At 52.0% G+C, this 20,425-nt stretch carries 14 protein-coding genes, 1 tRNA gene and 2 pseudogenes; 14 read left to right on the forward strand and 3 right to left on the reverse strand.

Features of this window, described 5'->3' with window-relative positions:
- Positions 1-195: pseudogene (locus ACTQ3A_RS08525) on the reverse strand (hypothetical protein); the annotation flags it as partial.
- 272 nt (positions 196-467) lie between these two features.
- On the opposite strand from ACTQ3A_RS08525, the pseudogene ACTQ3A_RS08530 reads away from it, so the two are divergent.
- The 13 genes and pseudogenes from ACTQ3A_RS08530 to mgtE all read left to right on the forward strand — a co-directional run.
- Positions 468-797, forward strand: a pseudogene (locus ACTQ3A_RS08530) (MATE family efflux transporter); the annotation flags it as partial.
- Positions 779-1,069, forward strand: a complete 291-nt coding sequence (locus tag ACTQ3A_RS08535) for a hypothetical protein (RefSeq protein ID WP_441495291.1) — start codon at positions 779-781, stop codon at positions 1,067-1,069. The pseudogene ACTQ3A_RS08530 and the gene ACTQ3A_RS08535, both read left to right, overlap by 19 nt.
- A 28-nt stretch (positions 1,070-1,097) precedes the next feature.
- Complete coding sequence (locus tag ACTQ3A_RS08540) at positions 1,098-3,185, forward strand: clostripain-related cysteine peptidase (protein ID WP_441100473.1); 2,088 nt, start codon at positions 1,098-1,100, stop codon at positions 3,183-3,185.
- A 606-nt stretch (positions 3,186-3,791) separates the two neighbouring features.
- On the forward strand, positions 3,792-4,031 hold the full coding sequence (locus ACTQ3A_RS08545) for an RNA-binding S4 domain-containing protein (protein WP_441100474.1): 240 nt from the start codon (positions 3,792-3,794) through the stop codon (positions 4,029-4,031).
- Between the two features lie 330 nt (positions 4,032-4,361).
- Positions 4,362-4,751, forward strand: coding sequence for an FtsB family cell division protein (locus ACTQ3A_RS08550; RefSeq protein WP_441495292.1), 390 nt, complete (start codon positions 4,362-4,364; stop codon positions 4,749-4,751).
- 207 nt (positions 4,752-4,958) lie between these two features.
- Positions 4,959-6,629 carry a tRNA lysidine(34) synthetase TilS gene (gene tilS, locus ACTQ3A_RS08555; RefSeq protein ID WP_441494604.1) on the forward strand — a complete coding sequence of 557 codons (1,671 nt, stop codon included), beginning with the start codon at positions 4,959-4,961 and terminating at the stop codon, positions 6,627-6,629.
- A 201-nt stretch (positions 6,630-6,830) separates the two neighbouring features.
- Positions 6,831-7,373 (forward strand): hypoxanthine phosphoribosyltransferase, encoded by a 543-nt coding sequence (gene hpt, locus ACTQ3A_RS08560; protein WP_441100478.1) that lies wholly within the window; start codon positions 6,831-6,833, stop codon positions 7,371-7,373.
- Between the two features lie 120 nt (positions 7,374-7,493).
- Entirely contained in the window at positions 7,494-9,356 is a 1,863-nt protein-coding gene (ftsH, locus tag ACTQ3A_RS08565) for an ATP-dependent zinc metalloprotease FtsH (RefSeq protein ID WP_441494605.1), read from the forward strand.
- 194 nt (positions 9,357-9,550) lie between these two features.
- Positions 9,551-11,713 carry a glycoside hydrolase family 13 protein gene (locus ACTQ3A_RS08570; RefSeq protein WP_441495293.1) on the forward strand — a complete coding sequence of 721 codons (2,163 nt, stop codon included), beginning with the start codon at positions 9,551-9,553 and terminating at the stop codon, positions 11,711-11,713.
- Positions 11,714-11,864: 151 nt separating this feature from the next.
- Positions 11,865-12,221, forward strand: a complete 357-nt coding sequence (locus tag ACTQ3A_RS08575; RefSeq protein WP_441494607.1) for a DUF1304 domain-containing protein — start codon at positions 11,865-11,867, stop codon at positions 12,219-12,221.
- Positions 12,222-12,583: 362 nt separating this feature from the next.
- Positions 12,584-12,669 (forward strand) — tRNA-Leu (locus tag ACTQ3A_RS08580).
- Positions 12,670-13,139: 470 nt separating this feature from the next.
- Positions 13,140-15,029 (forward strand): molecular chaperone DnaK, encoded by a 1,890-nt coding sequence (gene dnaK / locus ACTQ3A_RS08585; protein WP_441099879.1) that lies wholly within the window; start codon positions 13,140-13,142, stop codon positions 15,027-15,029.
- 480 nt (positions 15,030-15,509) lie between these two features.
- Positions 15,510-16,874, forward strand: a complete 1,365-nt coding sequence (mgtE, locus tag ACTQ3A_RS08590; protein ID WP_441494636.1) for a magnesium transporter — start codon at positions 15,510-15,512, stop codon at positions 16,872-16,874.
- Between the two features lie 119 nt (positions 16,875-16,993).
- On the opposite strand, the gene ACTQ3A_RS08595 is transcribed toward mgtE, so the two are convergent.
- Both ACTQ3A_RS08595 and ACTQ3A_RS08600 read right to left on the reverse strand, forming a co-directional pair.
- Positions 16,994-17,878: a bifunctional hydroxymethylpyrimidine kinase/phosphomethylpyrimidine kinase gene (locus ACTQ3A_RS08595; protein WP_441494608.1), complete on the reverse strand. Its 885-nt coding sequence runs from the start codon at positions 17,876-17,878 to the stop codon at positions 16,994-16,996.
- A 331-nt stretch (positions 17,879-18,209) separates the two neighbouring features.
- The gene (locus ACTQ3A_RS08600) at positions 18,210-18,608 is read right to left on the reverse strand and encodes a 4Fe-4S dicluster domain-containing protein (protein WP_441494609.1); all 399 of its coding nucleotides are present in this window, start codon (positions 18,606-18,608) and stop codon (positions 18,210-18,212) included.
- 668 nt (positions 18,609-19,276) lie between these two features.
- Between ACTQ3A_RS08600 and ACTQ3A_RS08605 the strand changes: the two genes are divergently transcribed.
- Entirely contained in the window at positions 19,277-20,263 is a 987-nt protein-coding gene (locus ACTQ3A_RS08605) for an NAD(P)-dependent oxidoreductase (protein ID WP_441494610.1), read from the forward strand.
- Positions 20,264-20,425: the final 162 nt, after the last annotated feature.

Below are 20,425 nucleotides of genomic sequence, written 5' to 3' on the forward strand. Positions count from 1 at the left end.
TGCGGACGCAACGGAGTCACCGGAAACATCTTCATAGCTGCCGGAATCTGCATAGCTGCTTGCGTCTTCTGTATAGCTGCCGGAGCTTGCAGATGCGCTGGATGCGCTGGACGCATTGCTGCCGGACCCGCATCCGGCGAGTACGGAAACGGAAAGTACACCAGTTACAAGAATCGTGACAAGTTTGTTTTTCATAATTTCTCCTCCTGATATTGTGGGCTAATTCCCGGATTTATTAGATTTGCCGTGGGACGATGGCTTCAGGATCTGTCTCATTTCACCAAAAGCCTTATCATCTTTTTAGGGAAGAAAGATGATGTGTTGTCTGCAATATCTTTAAACACATTATGCATGAACAGCGGCGTGTGAAAAAGTACAGCTTATCGACAAAAAAAATCAAAATTGGTACTTGACAATAGAAAAGATGATAGAAAAGGCGATAAAAAAGGCAGGAGCTTGCCGGTGCAGACGGCGTTGCCGCTTATGGGGCAATCATGTATATGGCGTTTATTTTTGCGGCGATTCTGATGGGGTATGCAAATGGAAGCGCCCCGATTGTTTCCTATCAGTATGGCGCCCAGAACCAGGCAGAGCTGAAAAATCTATTCAGAAAGAGCCTGGTTATCATCGGCAGCATGGATCTGATCATGTTTCTTCTGGCAGAGCTGTGCGCGGATCCTGTGACATGGATCTTTGTAGGATACGATCCGGGGCTTCATGCCATGACCAGGGCGGTTTTGGCAGGAACTGCGCTGGTGGTTCTTGTCCGGGCGCGGTTTTGGGAAAAGAAATATTAAATCTAAAAATTACACAGCATAAAACGATTTGTGTCAAGAACCGATTTTGCCGACAGCCGCCGCTTTTCCGTACTGTACTCCGGGGCCGTATTCTGCGAAAATACAGATGTATTCAGGAGGGCGCTGTTCCCATCCTGATTTTCGGACAGCCGGGGAAGGCAGACGGGCGTGTCACAGCCGCCATTGCAACCACCAGTCAGGACTTTTTTGCCGCAAAGCGTGCTTATGAGCAGTACCTTTTTTCCATCGCGGACGGGTGGAAGGAGACATAAAGGGATTCTGCTAAAGGAGAGTCAGAACATGAAAAGAAGATACGCAGCTCTGCTTATGGCAGCTCTGCTTGCCGCCGGGACAGGACTTACCGGCTGCGGACAGGAAGAGAACAGGAGCGCTCAGGACGTACAGGGTTATTCTGACAATGTGGCTGCACAAGAAAACGGGGCAGCCGATGCATCGGAAGAAGACGGGACTGAGGCAGAATTCCAGGCGGGACAGGCCGGAAGCGACCAGCCCGGATGGACGCTGCTCCTGTATCTGTGCGGTTCCGACCTGGAGAGCCAGGGAGCCATGGCCTCCATGAACATCGAAGAAATGTGCAGCGCCTCTGTCCCGGATGATGTCAATGTCATTGTGGAGACAGGCGGATCCTCGGAATGGAACTGGGAGGGGATTGATGCGGATGAACTTGGCCGCTACGAGCTCCGGGACGGAAGTCTGAATGAGGTTGGCAGCGCGGAATCTGCGTCTATGGGCGACCCGTCCACACTGGCCGACTTTATCAGCTGGGGGGTATCGCAGTACCCGAGCGAGCATTACGGGCTGATCCTCTGGGATCATGGCGGCGGGAATGCGGAAGGCGTCTGCTATGACGAGCTCTATGAGAATGACAACCTGACGCTGGAGGAACTGGAGGCCGCTCTTGGGAGTGCTTCCTGTACCTTTGATTTTATCGGGTTTGACGCCTGTCTGATGGCTAGCCTGGAGACGGCCAAGGTCGTGGACGGCGCTGGCTATTATCTGGTTGCCTCGGAGGAGACAGAACCGGGGGAAGGATGGGATTACGCGGCCATCCTGAATGCACTGGACGAGAATTCCGCCTTAAAAGGCGATGAGCTGGGGAAAGTGATCTGCGATTCCTTTCTGGAAAAGTGCATCCGGCTGGACTGCGAAGATGAGGCAACGCTTTCCGTTGTCAATCTGTCAAAGATCAGCATGCTGGACAGCGCTTTTGATGACTACACCGGGGGAATGGCTCTTGCGGCAGGCGATGTCCGGACACTGAACGATGTGGCCGGGGCCGCGGACAGGACAGAGTCATATGGAGGAAACACGGAATCCGAGGGCTACTGTAACATGGTGGACATGGCGAATCTGGTGGAAAATACGCAGGATTATGTCCAGAGCGACGGAACAGAGCTCCTGTCTGCTGTGGAAGATGCCGTAGTGTACGAGACCCACGGACAGAGCCGTGAAAATTCCAACGGACTTTCCGTCTTTTATCCGATCAGCGTCACAGAGGAAGAGCTTTCCGGTTACGTGCAGAACTCGGACAATACCCCTTACCTGCAGTATATCGCGGCGGTGACAGATAATTATGATTCTGTTGACTGGACAGAAGCCTGGAGCGCCTATCAGTCTGCGGGACAGGACGCGGAAGGCACCGGGGATGAGCTGCAGAGCCAGCTGTCAGACCTGGTTCCGGTAACTGGCAGCGATTTCGATATTCAATATGAACAGAGCCTGGATGAAGACGGGTTTCTGAATCTTTCTATCACCTCCGGGCTGGATGCGGTGAAATCGGTACATTTTCTTCTGTGGTATGAGACAGACGGATCTGAGGACGGAGCAGCTTCCGAATTTGTCTATCTGGGAGAAGACAATGATATCGAGGCAGACTGGGAGAGCGGGCAGTTCCGTGATAACTTCCGGGGCACCTGGATGACCGTCGGGGGAGAACCGGTAAACGCAGAACTGATAGAAGAAACGGACAATTATAATCTTTATTCCATTCCGGCAGAAGTGAACGGGGAAGAAACCAACCTGCGCGCCGTCTATGATTTTACGGAGGAAGCTTATCGGGTACTGGGCACCTACGACGGTCTGGAAGAAGGCGGAGATTCCATGACAAGCAGGGGGATTCATCCGCTGGAGGAAGGAGATGAGGTTGTCTTCCTTCTTCCCACTTATGAAGCCGACACAGACGAGGAAATCTGGTATTACACCGATGCGGTGACATGGTCCGATGATGTTGTCATGGAGGATGAGGATCTGGGCGACGGTTTCTTCCTGTACATGTATGAAATCGAGGATATGTTCGGGACAGAATATGATACCGACCCGGTTGAGATGCAGGCAGACGGAGATACTATTATTCCTTATGAGAGCTAGGAGAAGCTTTTTCCAGGGGGGCGGCAAGTCTCTTCATCAGATGCATACAGGATGTAAAGCTTGACGGAAAGCTGAACAGCAGCAAAAAAGGCCAGGGATGCAGTAAAGCCCGTGTACTGGCCGCAGAGAACATCACTGGTGCCGTCTGCATCGAAGGTGAAAAGAGAGACATAATCATTTCCGTCCGGAGGCGAAGAAAACAAAAATGTTGATGTCTTGAATATTCAAAGCGAATCACGTATAATGCTCCCAATGAACAAAATAAAAATTGTTCTTTAACAACTTCATAGATGTATTTTTATCATAGGCCGGATAAAGTGCATCAATATATAATGTTCATTTCGCAATAAGCGAACATAATCACATAGAGTAACGATAATACGTCACTTTATGACGATGGAGCAAAAAGTTTGTGAATTTTTGGTTACAGCTGCTGAAGACGCGTTGCAGAGAGTTATACAGGCAAAATGACAGGGTGGGACTGCGGCATGGCTGATCCATGCAGCAGTCCCATCCTGTCGTTCGGGCAGTGCCTGCATGACTCTTTAATACGGGTTGAGTTTCTTTGAAAACGCAGCCGGATAGCAGAAGACAGAAAGGAATGCCATGAGATTAGACAAGTATCTGAAAGTGTCGAGACTGATCAAGCGGAGAACCGTCGCGAATGAAGCATGTGATGCGGGGCGTGTCCTGCTGAACGGGAAGACGGCAAGAGCGAGCGCAGAGGTAAAGGCTGGTGACAGAATTGATATCCTCTTCGGAGAGAAGACGGTTTCTGTGCGCGTGCTGAATGTCCAGGAGACCGTCCGCAAGGAGGACGCACAGTCGACCTATGAGTATGTCTGACAACAGCGTTCGCAGAAATCTGTCTGACGACTGTGTCCGTGGGAATCTTGCTTTTTCAAAAACGGACTGCTATACTTCGTATAAGCTCCTCGAAAATGCGGATGGCCTGCGGTGAGGGAAGTGTTAAACAGACTGCCCGCGGTTTTGGTAACTATCCCTGGTTTTGCGGTATGCAAGGCAGGCGAGGGAATGTTAAGCGGACCGCCTGGGGGTTTTAGGGGAGCGGTATGATGAAAGCGGATATCATTCTGAAGTGACGCGAAAGCGGCACAAACGGGATACCATATATTTCTGTGACAGGGGACCAGAATGCGTCAGAATAAGAAAACAATGTTGTGTATCATTGCAGTGGTGATCGCGCTGATGATCGCACTGATGGCGGGAAGCGCCAGGCTCAGCAGCAGAATCGCCGAAGGCAATACACAGATAGAAGAGCTCAAGAAGGAGACTGCGGCAGAAGAGAAGCGCACGGAGGAAATCCGCAGCGAGTCGGAATATATACAGAGCGATTCTTACAAGGAACAGGTAGCGAAGGACAAGCTGGGGCTGATCAAGGATGGAGAGATCATCTTCCGGGAATCGGATACAGCCGGAACGAAGGGTGATACATCCGCTTCTTCAGATTCTTCTACGTCGTCATCTTCTGCATCTTCGGAAGAAAAGGAATCCGGGACAGAGAATGCCGGCGGAGATACAGCATACAGTGGTGCCGGAGACTGATGAAACAACCGGGAGCCATATCCGATTCTGAGGATATGGCTTTTTTCAGTGATGAAAAGAAGAAAGCCGGACATTACGGGATGCAATATCTGATTCTGAGGATATGTTTTTTTCAGTGATGAAAAGAAGAAAGGCGGATATTAGGGGATGCGATATCCGATTTTGAGGATATGGTTTTTTCAATGACGGCGGATCGGGAGTGAACAGATGGATCTGATAAAAGAGGCGGATGCTTATATCCGCAGATTCCATATGATCGATGAGGGAGATGTGGTGATTGCCGGTGTTTCCGGCGGTGCGGATTCCGTCTGTCTCCTTCTGGTTCTGAACGCTCTAAGGGAGAAGAGAAGTTTCCATCTGGCGGCTGTGCATGTGAATCACAACATCAGAGGCGCGGACGCGGATGCGGATGAGGAATATGTGAGAACGATCTGCCGTGAAAGAAAGATCCCTCTGTATGTATATTCTTTTCCAGTCACGGAAATCGCGAGGCAGGAAAAGAGGGGACTTGAGGAGACGGGGCGGCTTCTGCGGCAGCAGGCGTTCCGGGATGCTCTGTGTAAGGCGGAGAGGCTATTCTTATCGGAAGAGACAGGTGAGCGTGCAGATAATCCGAAACGAAGAAGGGTAACAGAAGTCCGCGGTCGCGGGGGTGCGGCAGAAGGAGTGAAGATCGCGCTGGCGCATCACGCAAATGATCTCGCGGAAACCGCACTCTTTCAGGCTGTTCGCGGAAGTTCTCTGGCAGGGCTCGCAGGCATCCGTCCGGTCAGCAGGATCGGTGGTGCATGGGAAGAGGTAGACGCGGAAGGACCGACCAGCAGTAGCGGCTACAGCCGCGACAATCGTGACATGTGGGAAGATGCGCGTACGAAAGGACCGACCGCCAGTAGCAGTCACAGCCCCGGCAATCGTGTTGCGTGGGAAGACGCGCGTAGGGAAGAACTGACGGTGATACATCCTCTCTTGTTTGTACGCAGATGGGAGATTGAGGAGTGGCTTCAGGAACAGAACATCTGCTGGCGGACCGACGCGACGAACCTGGATGAAGAATACAGCAGGAACTGTCTGAGACAAAGGGTGATTCCGTATCTGGAAGAGCATCTGAATCCGGAGGCAGTGCGTCACATTCGTGAGCTGGCCGAGGATGCGGCAGAGGCGGATGAATACCTTCATGCGGAAGCGCGAAAGCGGGAATCCGAACTGGTGGAGGTGGGTTCGAACAGCGATGGCGGCGTCATTGTTTTTCTGAAGGACGCGGTGATGCAGGAAGCAGAGGTTATACAGCGCTATATTCTGATGGATGCTCTGGAGATGGTGTCCGGAAGAAAAAAGGACCTCGGGCGTGAGCAACTGCAGCAGCTCCGCGAGCTGTTCGGCATGTCCGCGGGAAAGGGAGTGGATCTTCCTTACGGGGTCCGCGCGGTGCGGCGATACGATGGAATCCGCCTTGTGCGCGGGGACGCAGATCTTGCGCAGAGCGCAGCTGTACCGGTGACGGGAGAAGGGACATTTTTTTTCAGAGGATGGAGGTTTACCTGCAGGCAAATGCGGGGATACCCGGGCGCAGAAAAGAAAATACCGCTAAATCGGTATACGAAGTACTTCGACTATGATAAAATAGGAAACAATATCGTATTCCGAACACGGCTTGCCGGCGACCGGATCGTCGTCACGGATACCGGGCAGACCAAGAAGCTGAAGGATTATTTTATAAATGAAAAAATCCCGCGGGATGAACGCGGAGGAATTCCTCTTCTGGCATCCGGCCAGCGGATTTTCTGGGTGGTCGGAGGAAGAATCAGCGGGGACTGCAGGATAACAGACAAAACAAAGAATATCCTGGAGATCACCGCGGAGGAGATGACATGCCAATGAGGAAGCCGGACGGACGAAGAAAAGTCCGGAAAGCAGACGATTGTCCGGAAAAAGCAAAAGGCAAACGGCTGTCCGGGAGGGCACGAGACGACAGTCCGGGAAAAGGCATGAGACGACAGTCCGGGAAAAGGCATGAGACGGCTGTCCGGATAAAGCGGGAAATATTGTGATAATGATAATTTTATATAGGAGGATTTTCGAATGAGCGAGAAGGTATCGGTTTTGATTCCGGAGGAGAAGGTACAGCAGAGAGTTGCCGAGCTGGGCGCGCAGATCAGCAGGGACTATGAGGGCAGGACGATCACCATGATCTGCGTCCTGAAGGGCGGAGTGGTATTCATGTGTGATCTGGCGAAGAAGATCACCGTCCCGGTGACCATGGACTTCATGTCGGTTTCCAGCTACGGCGGGGGAACCTCTTCCAGCGGGATTGTGAAGATTGTGAAGGATCTGGACCAGAGCATAGAGGGCAAGGATGTGCTGATTGTGGAGGACATTATTGATTCCGGAAGAACGCTGAGCTATCTCCTGCAGATTTTCAAGAAGAGAAAGCCGAACAGCATTCGTCTGTGCACGCTTCTCGACAAGCCGGAGCGGCGCGTCGTGCCGGATGTGAATGTGGAGTACTCCGGTTTCCGGATTCCGGACAATTTTGTCGTCGGATTCGGACTTGACTACGATCAGAGATACAGAAATCTTCCGTACATTGGCGTCATTTCTTTTGATGACGAGGACGCCCGGTAATAGACGCGGGCATCGCGATAACGAGATGACGATTTTTGCGCATGAAGAATAACAGCCCGGGGTAATTGGCGCGGGCATCGCGATAACGAGATAGTACGGCAGAGTAAGGAGCAGAAGACTTTGAACAGAACGAACAACAGAAGAGGGATGGCGGTGTATCTGATCATCATGGCCGTGATCATCGCTTTTTTCCTGATTATACCGACTCTCATGCAGTCAAACCGCGCGGTCAGCGCATCGGCATATGAGAAATATCTGAAGGACGGCGAGATCAGCCGGGCAGAGATCAGCCAGAACGCCGAGGTGCCCACAGGCAAGGTTTCGTTCACCCTGCGGGATGGAACGGAATATGTGGTGAACGTCACGGATGTCAACGATGCGATTCAGGAGCTGGAAGATCATGACATCAGTTATACGGTGTCTGACGTTTCCCGGTCCGGAGAATGGAGCACGATTCTCATTCCGTTTCTTCTGGGTGTTCTTCTGGTGGTTATCCTGGCGGGATTCCTCGCAAGATCCGCGGGAGGCGCTGGTAACGCCAACAGCCGGATGATGGATTTCGGCAAGAGCCATGCGTCGATGACAAACGGCAAGGAGAGCAAGGTTCGCTTTGCAGACGTAGCCGGGCTTGAGGAAGAGAAGGAGGATCTGGTGGAAATCGTGGATTTCCTCAAGAATCCTTCGAAATATACGAAAGTTGGAGCGCGGATTCCGAAGGGTGTCATCCTCGTGGGGCCTCCCGGAACGGGAAAGACGCTGCTGGCGAAGGCGGTTGCCGGGGAAGCCGGTGTTCCGTTCTTCAGCATCTCGGGCTCGGATTTTGTGGAGATGTTTGTTGGCGTCGGAGCCTCCAGGGTAAGAGATCTTTTTTCCGAGGCAAAAAAGAACGCGCCGTGTATCGTTTTCATTGATGAGATCGACGCGGTCGGCAGACGCCGTGGAACCGGAATGGGCGGCGGACATGACGAGAGGGAGCAGACCCTCAACCAGCTTCTGGTCGAGATGGACGGATTCGGCGTCAACGAGGGAATTATCGTGATGGCAGCCACGAACCGTGTGGATATTCTCGATCCGGCCATTCTGCGTCCGGGACGTTTTGACCGGAAGGTTGTAGTAAGCCCGCCGGATATCAGAGGAAGAGAGGAAATCCTGAAGGTTCACGCGAAGAACAAACCGCTCGGCGATGATATCGATCTGAAGCAGATCGCGCAGACGACAGCGGGATTCACCGGTGCGGATCTGGAGAATCTTTTGAACGAGGCGGCAATTCATGCCGCGCGCGACTCCAGGGCGTATGTCCGCCAGGAGGATATCAAGGATGCCTTCATCAAGGTCGGTATCGGCACAGAGAAGAAAAGCCGTGTGATTTCCGAGAAGGAGAAGAAAATCACTGCCTACCATGAGACCGGACATGCCATTCTGTTCCATGTTCTGGATCTGATGGAACCGGTATACACGATTTCTATTATTCCCACGGGGCCAGGCGCGGCCGGATATACCATGCCGCAGCCGGAAAACGATGAAATGTTCATGACCAAGGGCAAGATGATCCAGCAGATCATTGTGGATCTGGGCGGACGCGCGGCCGAGGAGATGGTATTTGACGATATCACGACCGGAGCATCCCAGGATATCAAGCAGGCGACGGCGACGGCAAGGGCCATGATCACAAAATACGGCATGTCTCCCAAGCTGGGTCTGGTAAACTATGACCAGGGCGACAGCAATGAAGTATTTATTGGAAGAGACTGGGGTCACACGAAGTCCTACAGTGAAAACGTCGCTGCTGCGATCGACGAGGAAGTCAAGGAAATCATCGAGAACTGCCACAGCAGAGCCCGCGAGATCATTGAGAAGCACAGATTTGTTCTGGATGAGTGCGCGAAACAGCTGATGGAAAAGGAAAAATTAAACCGCAAAGAATTTGAGGCTATTTTTGAAGAGGAAGCAAAAGCTGCGGCAGATGGAGCTGCAGAATCATAATTGTGAATGGTGCACAAAACTGAACAACAAAATTTGTTAACTTTGTGCAGACTTTTGGAGGGACCCGTGTTACTATAATAACCGTAAAAACCCCCCAATACATTATATAGTTTTTGCTACACCCCATAAGAGAAATACCTTCTCCAAAAAGGCAGCCTGAATAAGGCTGCCTTTTTACATATGAATAATGAAGAATGAAAGAGGAAATCGGCATGGATGATCTGGACAGAGAAATTGAATATGCGCTACGAATGCGGCCTCTTTTAAAGAAGAATGCGCTCTACAGTGATGAGACAGAGATGTTTCAGAAGCCGATGGAGCCGCAGCCTGGAGATCTGGTGACGATCCGGTTCCGGACGGCGAGAAATAACGCGGATGCGGTATATCTTCACCATGGCGACGCCAGAATGCGGATGCACTTTCAGGAGTGCCGCGACGGGTTTGATTTTTTCAGCATTCAGATCAAAATCCGGAACGAGATTTTTTCGTATTATTTTGAGATCGTGGCAGGAAACAATACCTGCTTTTACAGTAAGCTCGGTGTGCTGAGAGAGGCGCCGTCGGATTATCTGTTCCGGATCATTCCGGGATTCCATACGCCGGACTGGGCGAAGGGATGCGTCATGTACCAGATCTATCCGGACAGGTTCCGGAACGGCGATACCTCGAATGACGTTCTCACCGATGAATACAGCTATATCAACGAGCATGTACAGAGAATTGAGGACTGGAATCAGCCCCCGGCAGATATGGACGTGAGAAATTTCTACGGAGGAGATCTTCAGGGAATCATCGACAAGCTGGATTATCTGGAGAAGCTCGGCGTGGAGGCAATCTATCTGAATCCGGTCTTTGTGTCTGCGTCCAATCACAAGTATGATACGCAGGATTATGATTATGTGGACCCTCATCTGGGGAAGATTGTCAGACAGTCGGGAGACCTTCTTGAGCCCGGGGACCATGACAACACACACGCGGGCCTCTACATCAGCCGTGTGACGGATCATGAGAACCTGGAAGCGGGAAACCAGCTGTTTGCCAGGCTCATTGCAGAGGCGCACGCCAGGAACATTCGCGTGATCATCGACGGTGTCTTCAATCACTGTGGATCCTTCAATAAATGGATGGACCGGGAGAGAATCTACGAGGGCAGGCCGGGATTCGAGCCGGGTGCCTATATCTCGGAGGACAGCCCCTATCACGACTATTTTGATTTCCAGCGTGGCTCTGTCTGGCCGTATAATTCCCATTATGACGGGTGGTGGGGCCATGATACGCTGCCGAAGCTGAATTATGAGGATTCCATCAGGCTGCAGGAGGATATTCTCCGGATCGCCGGTAAGTGGGTGTCGCCGCCGTTCAGCGCTGACGGATGGAGACTTGACGTGGCGGCTGATCTGGGGCATTCCTCGGAATTTAACCATCAGTTCTGGAAAAAATTCCGCCAGAAGGTCAAGGAGGCGAATCCGGATGCCATCATACTGGCGGAGCATTACGGGGATGCGGGTTCCTGGCTGAAGGGTGATGAATGGGACACCGTCATGAACTACGATGCGTTCATGGAGCCGGTATCATGGTTCCTCACAGGGATGGAGAAGCACAGCGACTCATACAGGGAGGATCTCCTGGGCAACGCGGACAGCTTTGAGGACGCTATGCGTTATCACATGGCCTCGTTCACCATGCCCTCGCTGCTGGTGGCGATGAATGAACTGGATAACCATGATCATTCCAGATTTCTGACCAGGACGAATCACAAGGTCGGCCGTGTGCAGAACCTCGGAACCAGGGCGGCGGAAGAGGACATCGATATTTCTGTGCTGCGGACCGCTGTCGTGATCCAGATGACATGGCCGGGAGCGCCCACCGTGTATTATGGCGATGAAGCGGGTGTCTGCGGATTCACAGATCCGGATAACCGCCGGACCTATCCCTGGGGCAGGGAAAACGAGGATCTGATCCGATTCTATCAGGGGATTATTGCGGTACACAGGAATCATACAGCCCTGCGGACTGGATCGCTGAAGCTTCTGTACAAGGATTACAATGTTCTGGCATACGGAAGGTTCAATGAGGAGGAGCAGATCATTGTTCTGGTGAATAACCGGCAGGAGGATTATTATATGGAAGTTGTTGTGTGGCCGGCAGGGCTGAACCGGTATGCGCACAAGGACAGTCTGACGCGAATTTTCCGATGCGACAGGGATGGCTGCTCTGGGGATACGGAAGAGGTTCCCGTGGAAGCCGGCGTCCTCAAGACGACGATTCCTGCCTCCGGCGCGCTGGTGTTCGCACACAAAAGCGAAAATCCGGATGATGTCGCGATCTATGATCTGAAGAGAAAGGCACGCCGCTGAAGTTCCGGGCCGGGGCTTCAAAGCAAGGGGAAGTGCAGTTGCCCCCGGGCCGGCGTTTCAGAGTAAGGGGAAGTGCAGTTGCCCCGGGCTGGTGCTTCAAGGCAAGGGGAACTGTATCTGCTCCCTGGAATTGATGCGAGAAAGGATAACTATGAATATTGTAACAAAAATTTTATCTGTACTGGTAGCGCTTGAATTTTTATATATCTTTTATCTGGAAACAATTGCGACAAGCTCTGAAAAGACTTCGAAGGTGTTCGGCATGACGACAGACGAACTCAAGCAGAAAAATGTCTCGGTTCTGTTTAAGAACCAGGGCGTTTACAACGGCCTGATCGCCGTGCTGATCCTGCTGGCTGTTTTTGCGTTTGCCAGCAAGGCAGCTGTGATCTGCCTGATGGTCTATATTGTTGCGGTCGCGCTGTATGGAAGCGTGACGAGCAACCCGAAGATCATTCTGATGCAGGGAGGACTGGCAATCCTGACGCTGATCTCCTGTATTTTCTGAGGCGAAGGGATGTGCGAAACGGATTTTTTGGGGGCACCACACACTGTATAAGTCCCCGCGTCACTTCGCTGCTTCGCAGCTTCCGTGCCGCTAACAGGTGACCGACTTCGTCGGTCTGTCGCGGCGTTCGCCCCACCGCTTCACACTTTGTGTGAGCGGATGTGGCTCACTGCCCGCGCATATTCGCATTCCCGCGTTGCTTCGCACCGCTCCATGCTCATACCTGTTGTCGTCGCTAATGTTCTTGCCCACTGGTGAGCAAGCTCCCCGTGGGCCAAGAACATTGCGACTGGACTTATACAATAATATAACTTGCAATCTCATAAAAATTACTATATAATTTCTTGTGTTGTTTAACACAGGCTGGTGTGGCGGAATAGGTAGACGCAAGGGACTTAAAATCCCTCGGTGCTTACACACCGTGTCGGTTCGAGTCCGACCACCAGCATCATATAAATCCCCGGAAAGCCTTTAAAAATAAGGATTCCCGGGGATCTTTTCTTTTTTCATCTAGCAAATATCTAGCATTTTCACGGATTTCAGCTTTTTGGCATCACTATTGCAAGCGGTAAACGTAAGCGGTAAAAACCGTTTGTGGACTCCTTTGCGGCTGAAATGATAAGGTGCCCCGGAGCCGAAGACTGCCGGACTTCTCACATCGGGAGAACCACAGGTTCTTGAGACAGGAGTGCTGAATCGTCACAAAATATTATTTTGGTAAAATTTAAAATTTGAAAAAATAAGAGTTGACATCCGGAAATTCCGTGGTACTATAAGGATTGTAAGCGTTAGCACTCGTACATGATGAGTGCTAACAAGCCGCAAATAAGAATCAGACATCAGAAGAAATCCGCAGGAAACCGATCAGATGATTTTCCGGTGCGGAGGATGCTTCATCCGAAAAGGAGGAAATAGATTATGGGAAAAATCATTGGTATTGACCTTGGTACAACAAACAGCTGTGTAGCCGTTATGGAAGGTGGAAAACCCACCGTTATCGCGAACGCGGAAGGAAGCCGTACGACTCCGTCCGTTGTCGCGTTCACAAAGACAGGAGAGCGTCTGGTAGGCGAACCGGCAAAGCGTCAGGCAGTTACAAACGCCGATCACACGATTTCATCGATCAAGCGTCACATGGGCTCCGATTACAGAGTCACCATTGACGGCAAGAGCTACACTCCGCAGGAGATCTCCGCGATGATTCTGCAGAAGCTGAAGAGCGACGCGGAAGGCTATCTGGGAGAAAAGGTCACAGAGGCCGTCATCACCTGCCCGGCATATTTCAATGACGCACAGCGTCAGGCGACAAAGGACGCCGGCAAGATCGCCGGACTTGATGTAAAGCGTATCATCAACGAGCCGACAGCGGCGGCGCTGGCTTACGGCCTGGACAATGAGAAAGAGCAGAAGGTTATGGTATACGATCTCGGCGGCGGCACCTTCGATGTGTCCATCATCGAGATCGGCGATGGAGTCATCGAGGTACTGGCTACCGCCGGCAATAACCATCTGGGCGGCGACGACTTTGATAAGAGAGTTGCCGATTATATCGTAAGTGAATTCAAGAAGCAGGAGGGCATCGACCTCTCCGGCGACAAGATGGCGATGCAGAGAATCCGTGAGGCGGCAGAGAAGGCAAAGATCGAGCTTTCGAGCGCGACCACCACGAACATCAACCTTCCGTTCATCACCGCTACGGCGGACGGCGCAAAGCATCTGGATCTCAACCTGACAAAGGCAAAATTCGACGAGCTGACCGCAGATCTTGTGGAGGCGACCGCAGAGCCGGTAAGAACCGCTCTGAACGACGCGGGACTTACCGCATCTGACCTTGCGAAGGTTCTTCTGGTCGGCGGTTCCACACGTATCCCGGCGGTACAGGACAAGGTAAGACAGCTGACCGGACATGAGCCGAGCAAGAACCTGAACCCGGATGAGTGCGTGGCAATCGGCGCATCGATTCAGGGAGGCAAGCTGGCCGGAGATGCTGGAGCCGGAGACGTGCTTCTGCTCGATGTCACACCGCTGACACTTTCCATCGAGACCATGGGAGGAATCGCGACACCGCTGATTCCGAGAAACACGACAATTCCGACGAAGAAGAGCCAGATCTTCTCCACGGCTGCGGACAATCAGACTGCAGTGGATATCAACGTCGTACAGGGTGAGCGTAAGTTCGCCAGAGACAATAAGTCCCTCGGACAGTTCCGTCTGGACGGAATCCCGCCGGCAATGCGTGGCGTTCCGCAGATCGAGGTAACCTTCGATATCGACGCGAACGGCATTGTAAACGTATCCGCAAAGGATCTCGGAACCGGCAAGGAGCAGCACATCACGATCACTTCCGGATCGAGCATGAGCGATGCTGAGATCGATAAGGCAGTCAAAGAGGCAGCGCAGTACGAGGCTGAGGACAAGAAGAGAAAGGAAGCCGTAGACACGAAGAATGAAGCGGATTCGACGGTATTCCAGGTAGAGAAAGCTTTGAAGGAAGTCGGCGACAAGGTGCCGGCGGATCAGAAGAGCGGCGTTGAGGCAGACCTGAACGCACTGAAGGATCTGCTCGCGAAGGCTCCGGCAGACGGGAGCCTGACCGACGCGCAGGTAACGGACATCAAGGCGGCGAAGGAGAAACTGATGAATTCTTCACAGGCTCTGTTCACGAAGATGTACGAGAACATGCAGCAGAACCAGGGCGGCCCGAATCCGGGCGCAGGCGCAGGCCCGCAGGGCGGCGCTCAGGGCGGAAGCAGCGCAGGCAATAACGGCGGCGATGATGTCGTAGACGCTGACTACAAGGAAGTCTGAGGTAAGGACCGGTATTCCCGGGAATCCCAAAGACCGGAATGCTTCTGAGATACATTGATACATTAAGAAAAAATTATCACGATATAGCAGAGAGATCTGTGAAAGCGGCAGGAAGGCAGAAATGTCTCCTGCCGCTTTTCGAATTTACGCGAACAGTGAGCCGCAGCCGAATGCGAAGTATTCGTGTGCGGCGAGCGTCGCGATAGCGAGATAAAACTCGCGCAGCGTGTTTTATCTCGTTTACGCGAACAGTGAGCCGGAGGATTGTTAACAGGAGGTGAAGGAATGTTAATGGTGCAAAAAAGAACGGATTCATCGAACCGTGCGGTGGCATCCCGCCGCGGATTATGATATTATCGGTATGTTCGAAAAAACGACGATAAGTGCGCTAAGCTTCCGCATACGTGTATTCCTGCGCCTGCGGTGATCCTGTCTGCATTTTCGAAGAACTTTCGTCGGGAGGTGATTTCATTGAATGAGATGATAAATACAGAGGAGCTGGAAGACCGGAAGGAAATGGTCGAGGCGTGTATAAAGGATGGCGACAGCAAGAAGCTGAATGAGATTTTCAGCGATATGGAAGCCATTGACTTCGCACAGATCGTGGAAGCACTCGAGGACGAGGAAATTCCAAAGGTCATGCAGCTTCTGAATGATGAGAACAGAACTGCGCTGATGGAGGAGTCCAGCGATGAGATGCGGATCCGTCTTGCGAAAACTCTGGATAATCATGCGCTTCTCGATATGTTCGCGGATATGCAGAAGGATGATATCGTAGATATGCTGGGAGATTTCCCTACCGGCAGAAGAAAAGAGGTTCTTAACCTGATGAAGGCGGATGACCGGAAGATCATCACAAACCTTCTCCAGTATCCGGAGGAATCGGCCGGAGGCCTGATGTCCACGGCTTACCTGGCTCTGAATGAGAATCTGACGGTATCCGAGGGCATTCACAAGATTCATGAGATCGGGCCAAAGACCGAGGTTATCGAGATTATTTACGTGACGGACCGGACACATCGCCTGACGGGAACCGTCGATCTGCGGGATCTCCTGTCGAGTCCCGGGTCAAAGCTGATCCGTGATATCATGCATGACAATGTGATCTATGTCACTCCTGAGGTCGATCAGGAGGAAGTCGCAAAACTGGTATCCCGATACGATCTGCAGGCAATTCCGGTTGTCAGCGCGAAGAAACAGCTTCTCGGAATCATCACCGTAGATGATGTCATCGACGTCATCATTCAGGAGCATGACGAGGATATGCTTCAGATGGCCGGTGTAAGCTCGGAGGAAAGCCTCAAGACCTCCCTCGGGCAGTCGATTCGTTTCCGGCTTCCGTGGCTCCTGATCAACCTTGCGACGGCATTTCTCGCTTCGTTCACGGTAAAGGCATTCGAGAGCACCATCAATAAGGTTGTCGCTCTTTCTGCGATCATGACGATTGTATCCGGAATGGGAGGCAACGCCGGTACGCAGACAATGTCCGTCCTGGTCCGTGAGCTCTCGCATAACAAGATAACGTTCGCGGAGGCGATGAAAGGGTTCTTTAAGGAAATACTGCTTGGCATTATCAACGGTGCCGCCAATGGTCTTGTGACAGGCGTGATTGTCTGGTTGATCTATGGAAATTTCTATCTTGGAGTGATTGTGTTCATCGCCATGATCGGGAATATGATCGTCGCGGGTGTCTTCGGCTTCCTGGTTCCTGTTGTGCTGGATAAAATCCATGCGGATCCGGCCGTTGCGTCCTCAATTTTCGTGACGACGGCGACCGATGTTCTTGGATTCTTTATCTTCCTCGGACTGGCCAAGCTCACCCTTCCGTTGCTCCTCGGCGCCTGAGTCCGTCTGAATTTGCAGCCATAGCGTATGTCCGGCTGAATTTCCAGTCAGATCATGGCTGCCCATCCTCTGAGCCAAAGACGCGAAGACCGGAGTCTGAGAGAGCCATGCATATTTCGTCAGCGGATGTCAGAGCATATGTCCGGCATCAGCATCGGAAGATACCTTTCATAATTAATTCCGTCGAGGAAGGAAGTGCCGGCTGCGATGGAGTCGTGAACGCCGGCGGACAGAAAGTTTCCGGCAGTCCTGACGGTTCTGTCCCAGCTCCATCCGTTGAGACGTCCGCCGAGGACAATGGCGGCGAAAAGATCGCCGGTTCCGGAAAAGTGCCCTTTTTCGTGCGGGAAGAGATACAGAGCTTCTCCCTCGCTGTTCACAAGCAGGTTGCCAATCTTCGGTTGTGTTCTGTCAGCGGAGTGACTGCAGAGCTCCCCGGATAAACCGGTGACAAGAATTGTTTTTCCCGGCTTGTTCAGAAGGGAACGGGCCCGGTCCCGGATCTGTTCCAGAAGCGACGCTGCGGGAGAGGAAAGAAGTTCTGCGGGGTCGGCACCGGTCAGAAGACAGAGCTCTGTGGTGTTTGGGGTCAGGATATCGGCCTGTTTGGCGAGAACCTTCATGTCGCGGAGCAGATCGGGTGAAAAATTTGCGTAGGTGAAGCCGTCATCTCCCATGACGGGATCGACCAGAAGTGTGGTTTCCCCGGTCTTGAACTGTTCGAGGAAATCCCTGACGAAAGAGGTCTGAGAGGAATCCGCCAGATAGCCGGTCAGAATGCCGTCGAAGCGGGCATGGAGCGAGGACCAGTGCGAGAGATAATGCGGCAGGTCCGCGGTGCAGTCTCTGGAGTAGTATCCCGTGTATTCGGTCTGCGCCGTCAGTACAGCGGTTGGTACCGGATTCACGGAAATTCCCATGGCGGAGAGAACCGAAATATCCGCCACCAGAGAACAGCGTCCCATGCCGGAGAGGTCGTTAATTGCGGCTGTTTTCTTAATCATTGAGCAATTCCTTTCAAATTTCATCTCAATCAATTCAATCATCAATCCTTATATTTTATAAGATTGGATCAGTAAAGATATAATCAGTACTCATTAATTTTTCACACCCAGTAAACTACCATATGTTACATCGTGGCACAAACGGTATAAGCTACGGATTGCTCCGTGCTGCGCACTCCCGCAATCTACAGGTATTCGAATACAGCCTCTTACGTGCGCTTCGCGGCAGGCAGCCTGTCTGCGTTTTCGGAGAGCGGATAAAACAGACGCCCGGTGAGGGACCCGCTTGCGCGGTGTGCCTTCACCGGGCGTCTGTCGCTCCGGACCATTTTCACTTTTCTTCAATAAACAGGCAGTCCATCGGGCAGGCCTGCGCACACTTGCCGCAGGCAATGCACTTGAATGCCTTTTCGGTTGCGGGATCCTTTCTCATCACATGCATCGGGCAGACCTCAACGCAGGTTCCGCAGCCTGTGCAGAGTTTCTTGTTCACCATGTAAACGCCGAATTTGTTCTGTGTGATAGCGTTCTTCGGGCAGTTCCGGGCACACTTGCCGCACTGAATACAGGTTACCGGTTTGGTCTCGAAGGGGAATACTTCGTTTACCGTCTCGATCCGCAGAGCGGCAAGATCCAGATCGTCGCTCTTGAAATAGGTATTCGCGCATACCTGAACGCAGGTGAGGCAGTTCATGCACTCGGCTTCTTTGTTAACCTTCAGACGTTTCATAACTTGACATCCTCCTTGTCAATATAAATAGTACTGCATTTCCCTTTTGCGGCGGATACCGCAAAAAACACCCAGAGTCATCACTTCTGAGTCTGTTTCAGATTACCGAAAGATTGTGCAATATTTAACATACTTTCATAGTATTAATCTATCGTATTCAGGATATTTCGTCAATACGGGAATGGCAGAATCAGGCAATTTTCTGTACCGAATCAACAAAAAAATCAGAAGAGCTTCCTGAAAATATGACGAATCTGCACAGCGGACAGGTAAGGACAGATAGATTTTGTCTTGTTGTTCGGCGCTTCTGGTCTTGAACCTTCTGATGACAGAAGTGCATAATAGAAAAATCGACAGAAGAACAGACATGGAAGAACGGGTATCAGAGGAACAACCGGCGGAGGTACAAGTTCCGGCAGCTCAGCGTCGGGATAATGAAGGGATATACGATAAAGATACATTGTGCTACACACTGTATAAGCTACGGATTGCTCCGTGCTTCGCACTCTCGCAATCCTACAGGTATGAGGATTTCGCGCGTTCGCGCTTCATCCTCATACCTGTTGCCTTCGAAATCGCATACAGTCTCTTACGCGCGCTTCGCGTGCGACGATCCTGTCTGCGTTTTCGAAGAGCTTATACAGTAGATATATGAAAGGGAATTATTGATGAAGGTTTTACATATCGGGGAAAAGGGAAATATTGAGAAGTACGCAACCGGAAACCCGTATCTCTCCAGGCTGGAGATCATAGACATGCCGAGGGGGCTGACGGATATCGAGTACCTTTCCCGGGCGAAGGATGCGGAGTACATTGTGTCGGATGCCATCTCCAGGGTATCGGGTGACCTGATCGCCGGGATGCCGAATCTCCGGATGATTCACTCTGAGGGAGTGGCTTATGACCAGATCGACACAGAGGCGGCTGCCGATCGCGGGATCTATGTCTGCAGCAGTCAGGGAATGAATGCTTCCGCGGTAGCGGAGCAGACGGTTCTTCTGATGGTTGGAATGCTGCGGGATGTGGTGAACGGAGACCAGGCGGTCCGGGACGGACGGCAGATTCAGGTAAAAGGCGGGTATATCCGGTCAGGATCGCTGAGGGAGCTGTCCGACTGCACGGTCGGGCTGGTAGGATTCGGAAATATTGCCAGGCGTACCGCGCACCTTCTGAAGGCTTACGGAACGCGTGATATTTTCTATTATAAAAGACATCCTCTCTCGGCAGAGAGGGAGAAGGAGTACGGCGTGCAATATCTGCCGCTGGACAGATTGCTGGAGCAGAGCGATATTGTCAGTCTGCACCTTCCCGTTACTCCCGAAACGGAATACATGGCGGACTTCGATTTCTTCCGCAAGATGAAGGAAGGATCATATTTCGTGAATACATCCAGGGGAGAGCTTGTGGAGGATGATGCGCTGATTCACGCCCTGGCATCCGGAAAGCTGGCGATGGCCGGGCTGGATACCCTCGACTGCGAGCCGGTGCAGAAGGATCATGTGCTGCTCGAACAACCGCGGGAGATCTCGCGCAGGATCATTTTCAGTCCGCACATCGGCGGAATCACCGGCGCTTCCTTTGCCCGCAGCATGACGATGGTGCTGGAGGATATCAAAACTGTCGAAGAAGGCGGAAGACCGGCGCGAGCCGTGTGATCGCTGCCCACGGATAACGTTAAGTCATGGAATTTCTGCTCTTCAGAAAAACCGCGGGCCGATAACCTAACTGATTTCTGTTGAAAAAAACTAAGGCAGAGCGGCAGTATAAGGAATTTGAAGAGGCCGATAACCTAACTGATTTCTGTTAAAAAAATACCG

It is taken from the genome of Bilifractor sp. LCP21S3_F8, from assembly GCF_052117805.1.
In the GTDB taxonomy this organism is placed as follows: domain Bacteria; phylum Bacillota; class Clostridia; order Lachnospirales; family Lachnospiraceae; genus Bilifractor.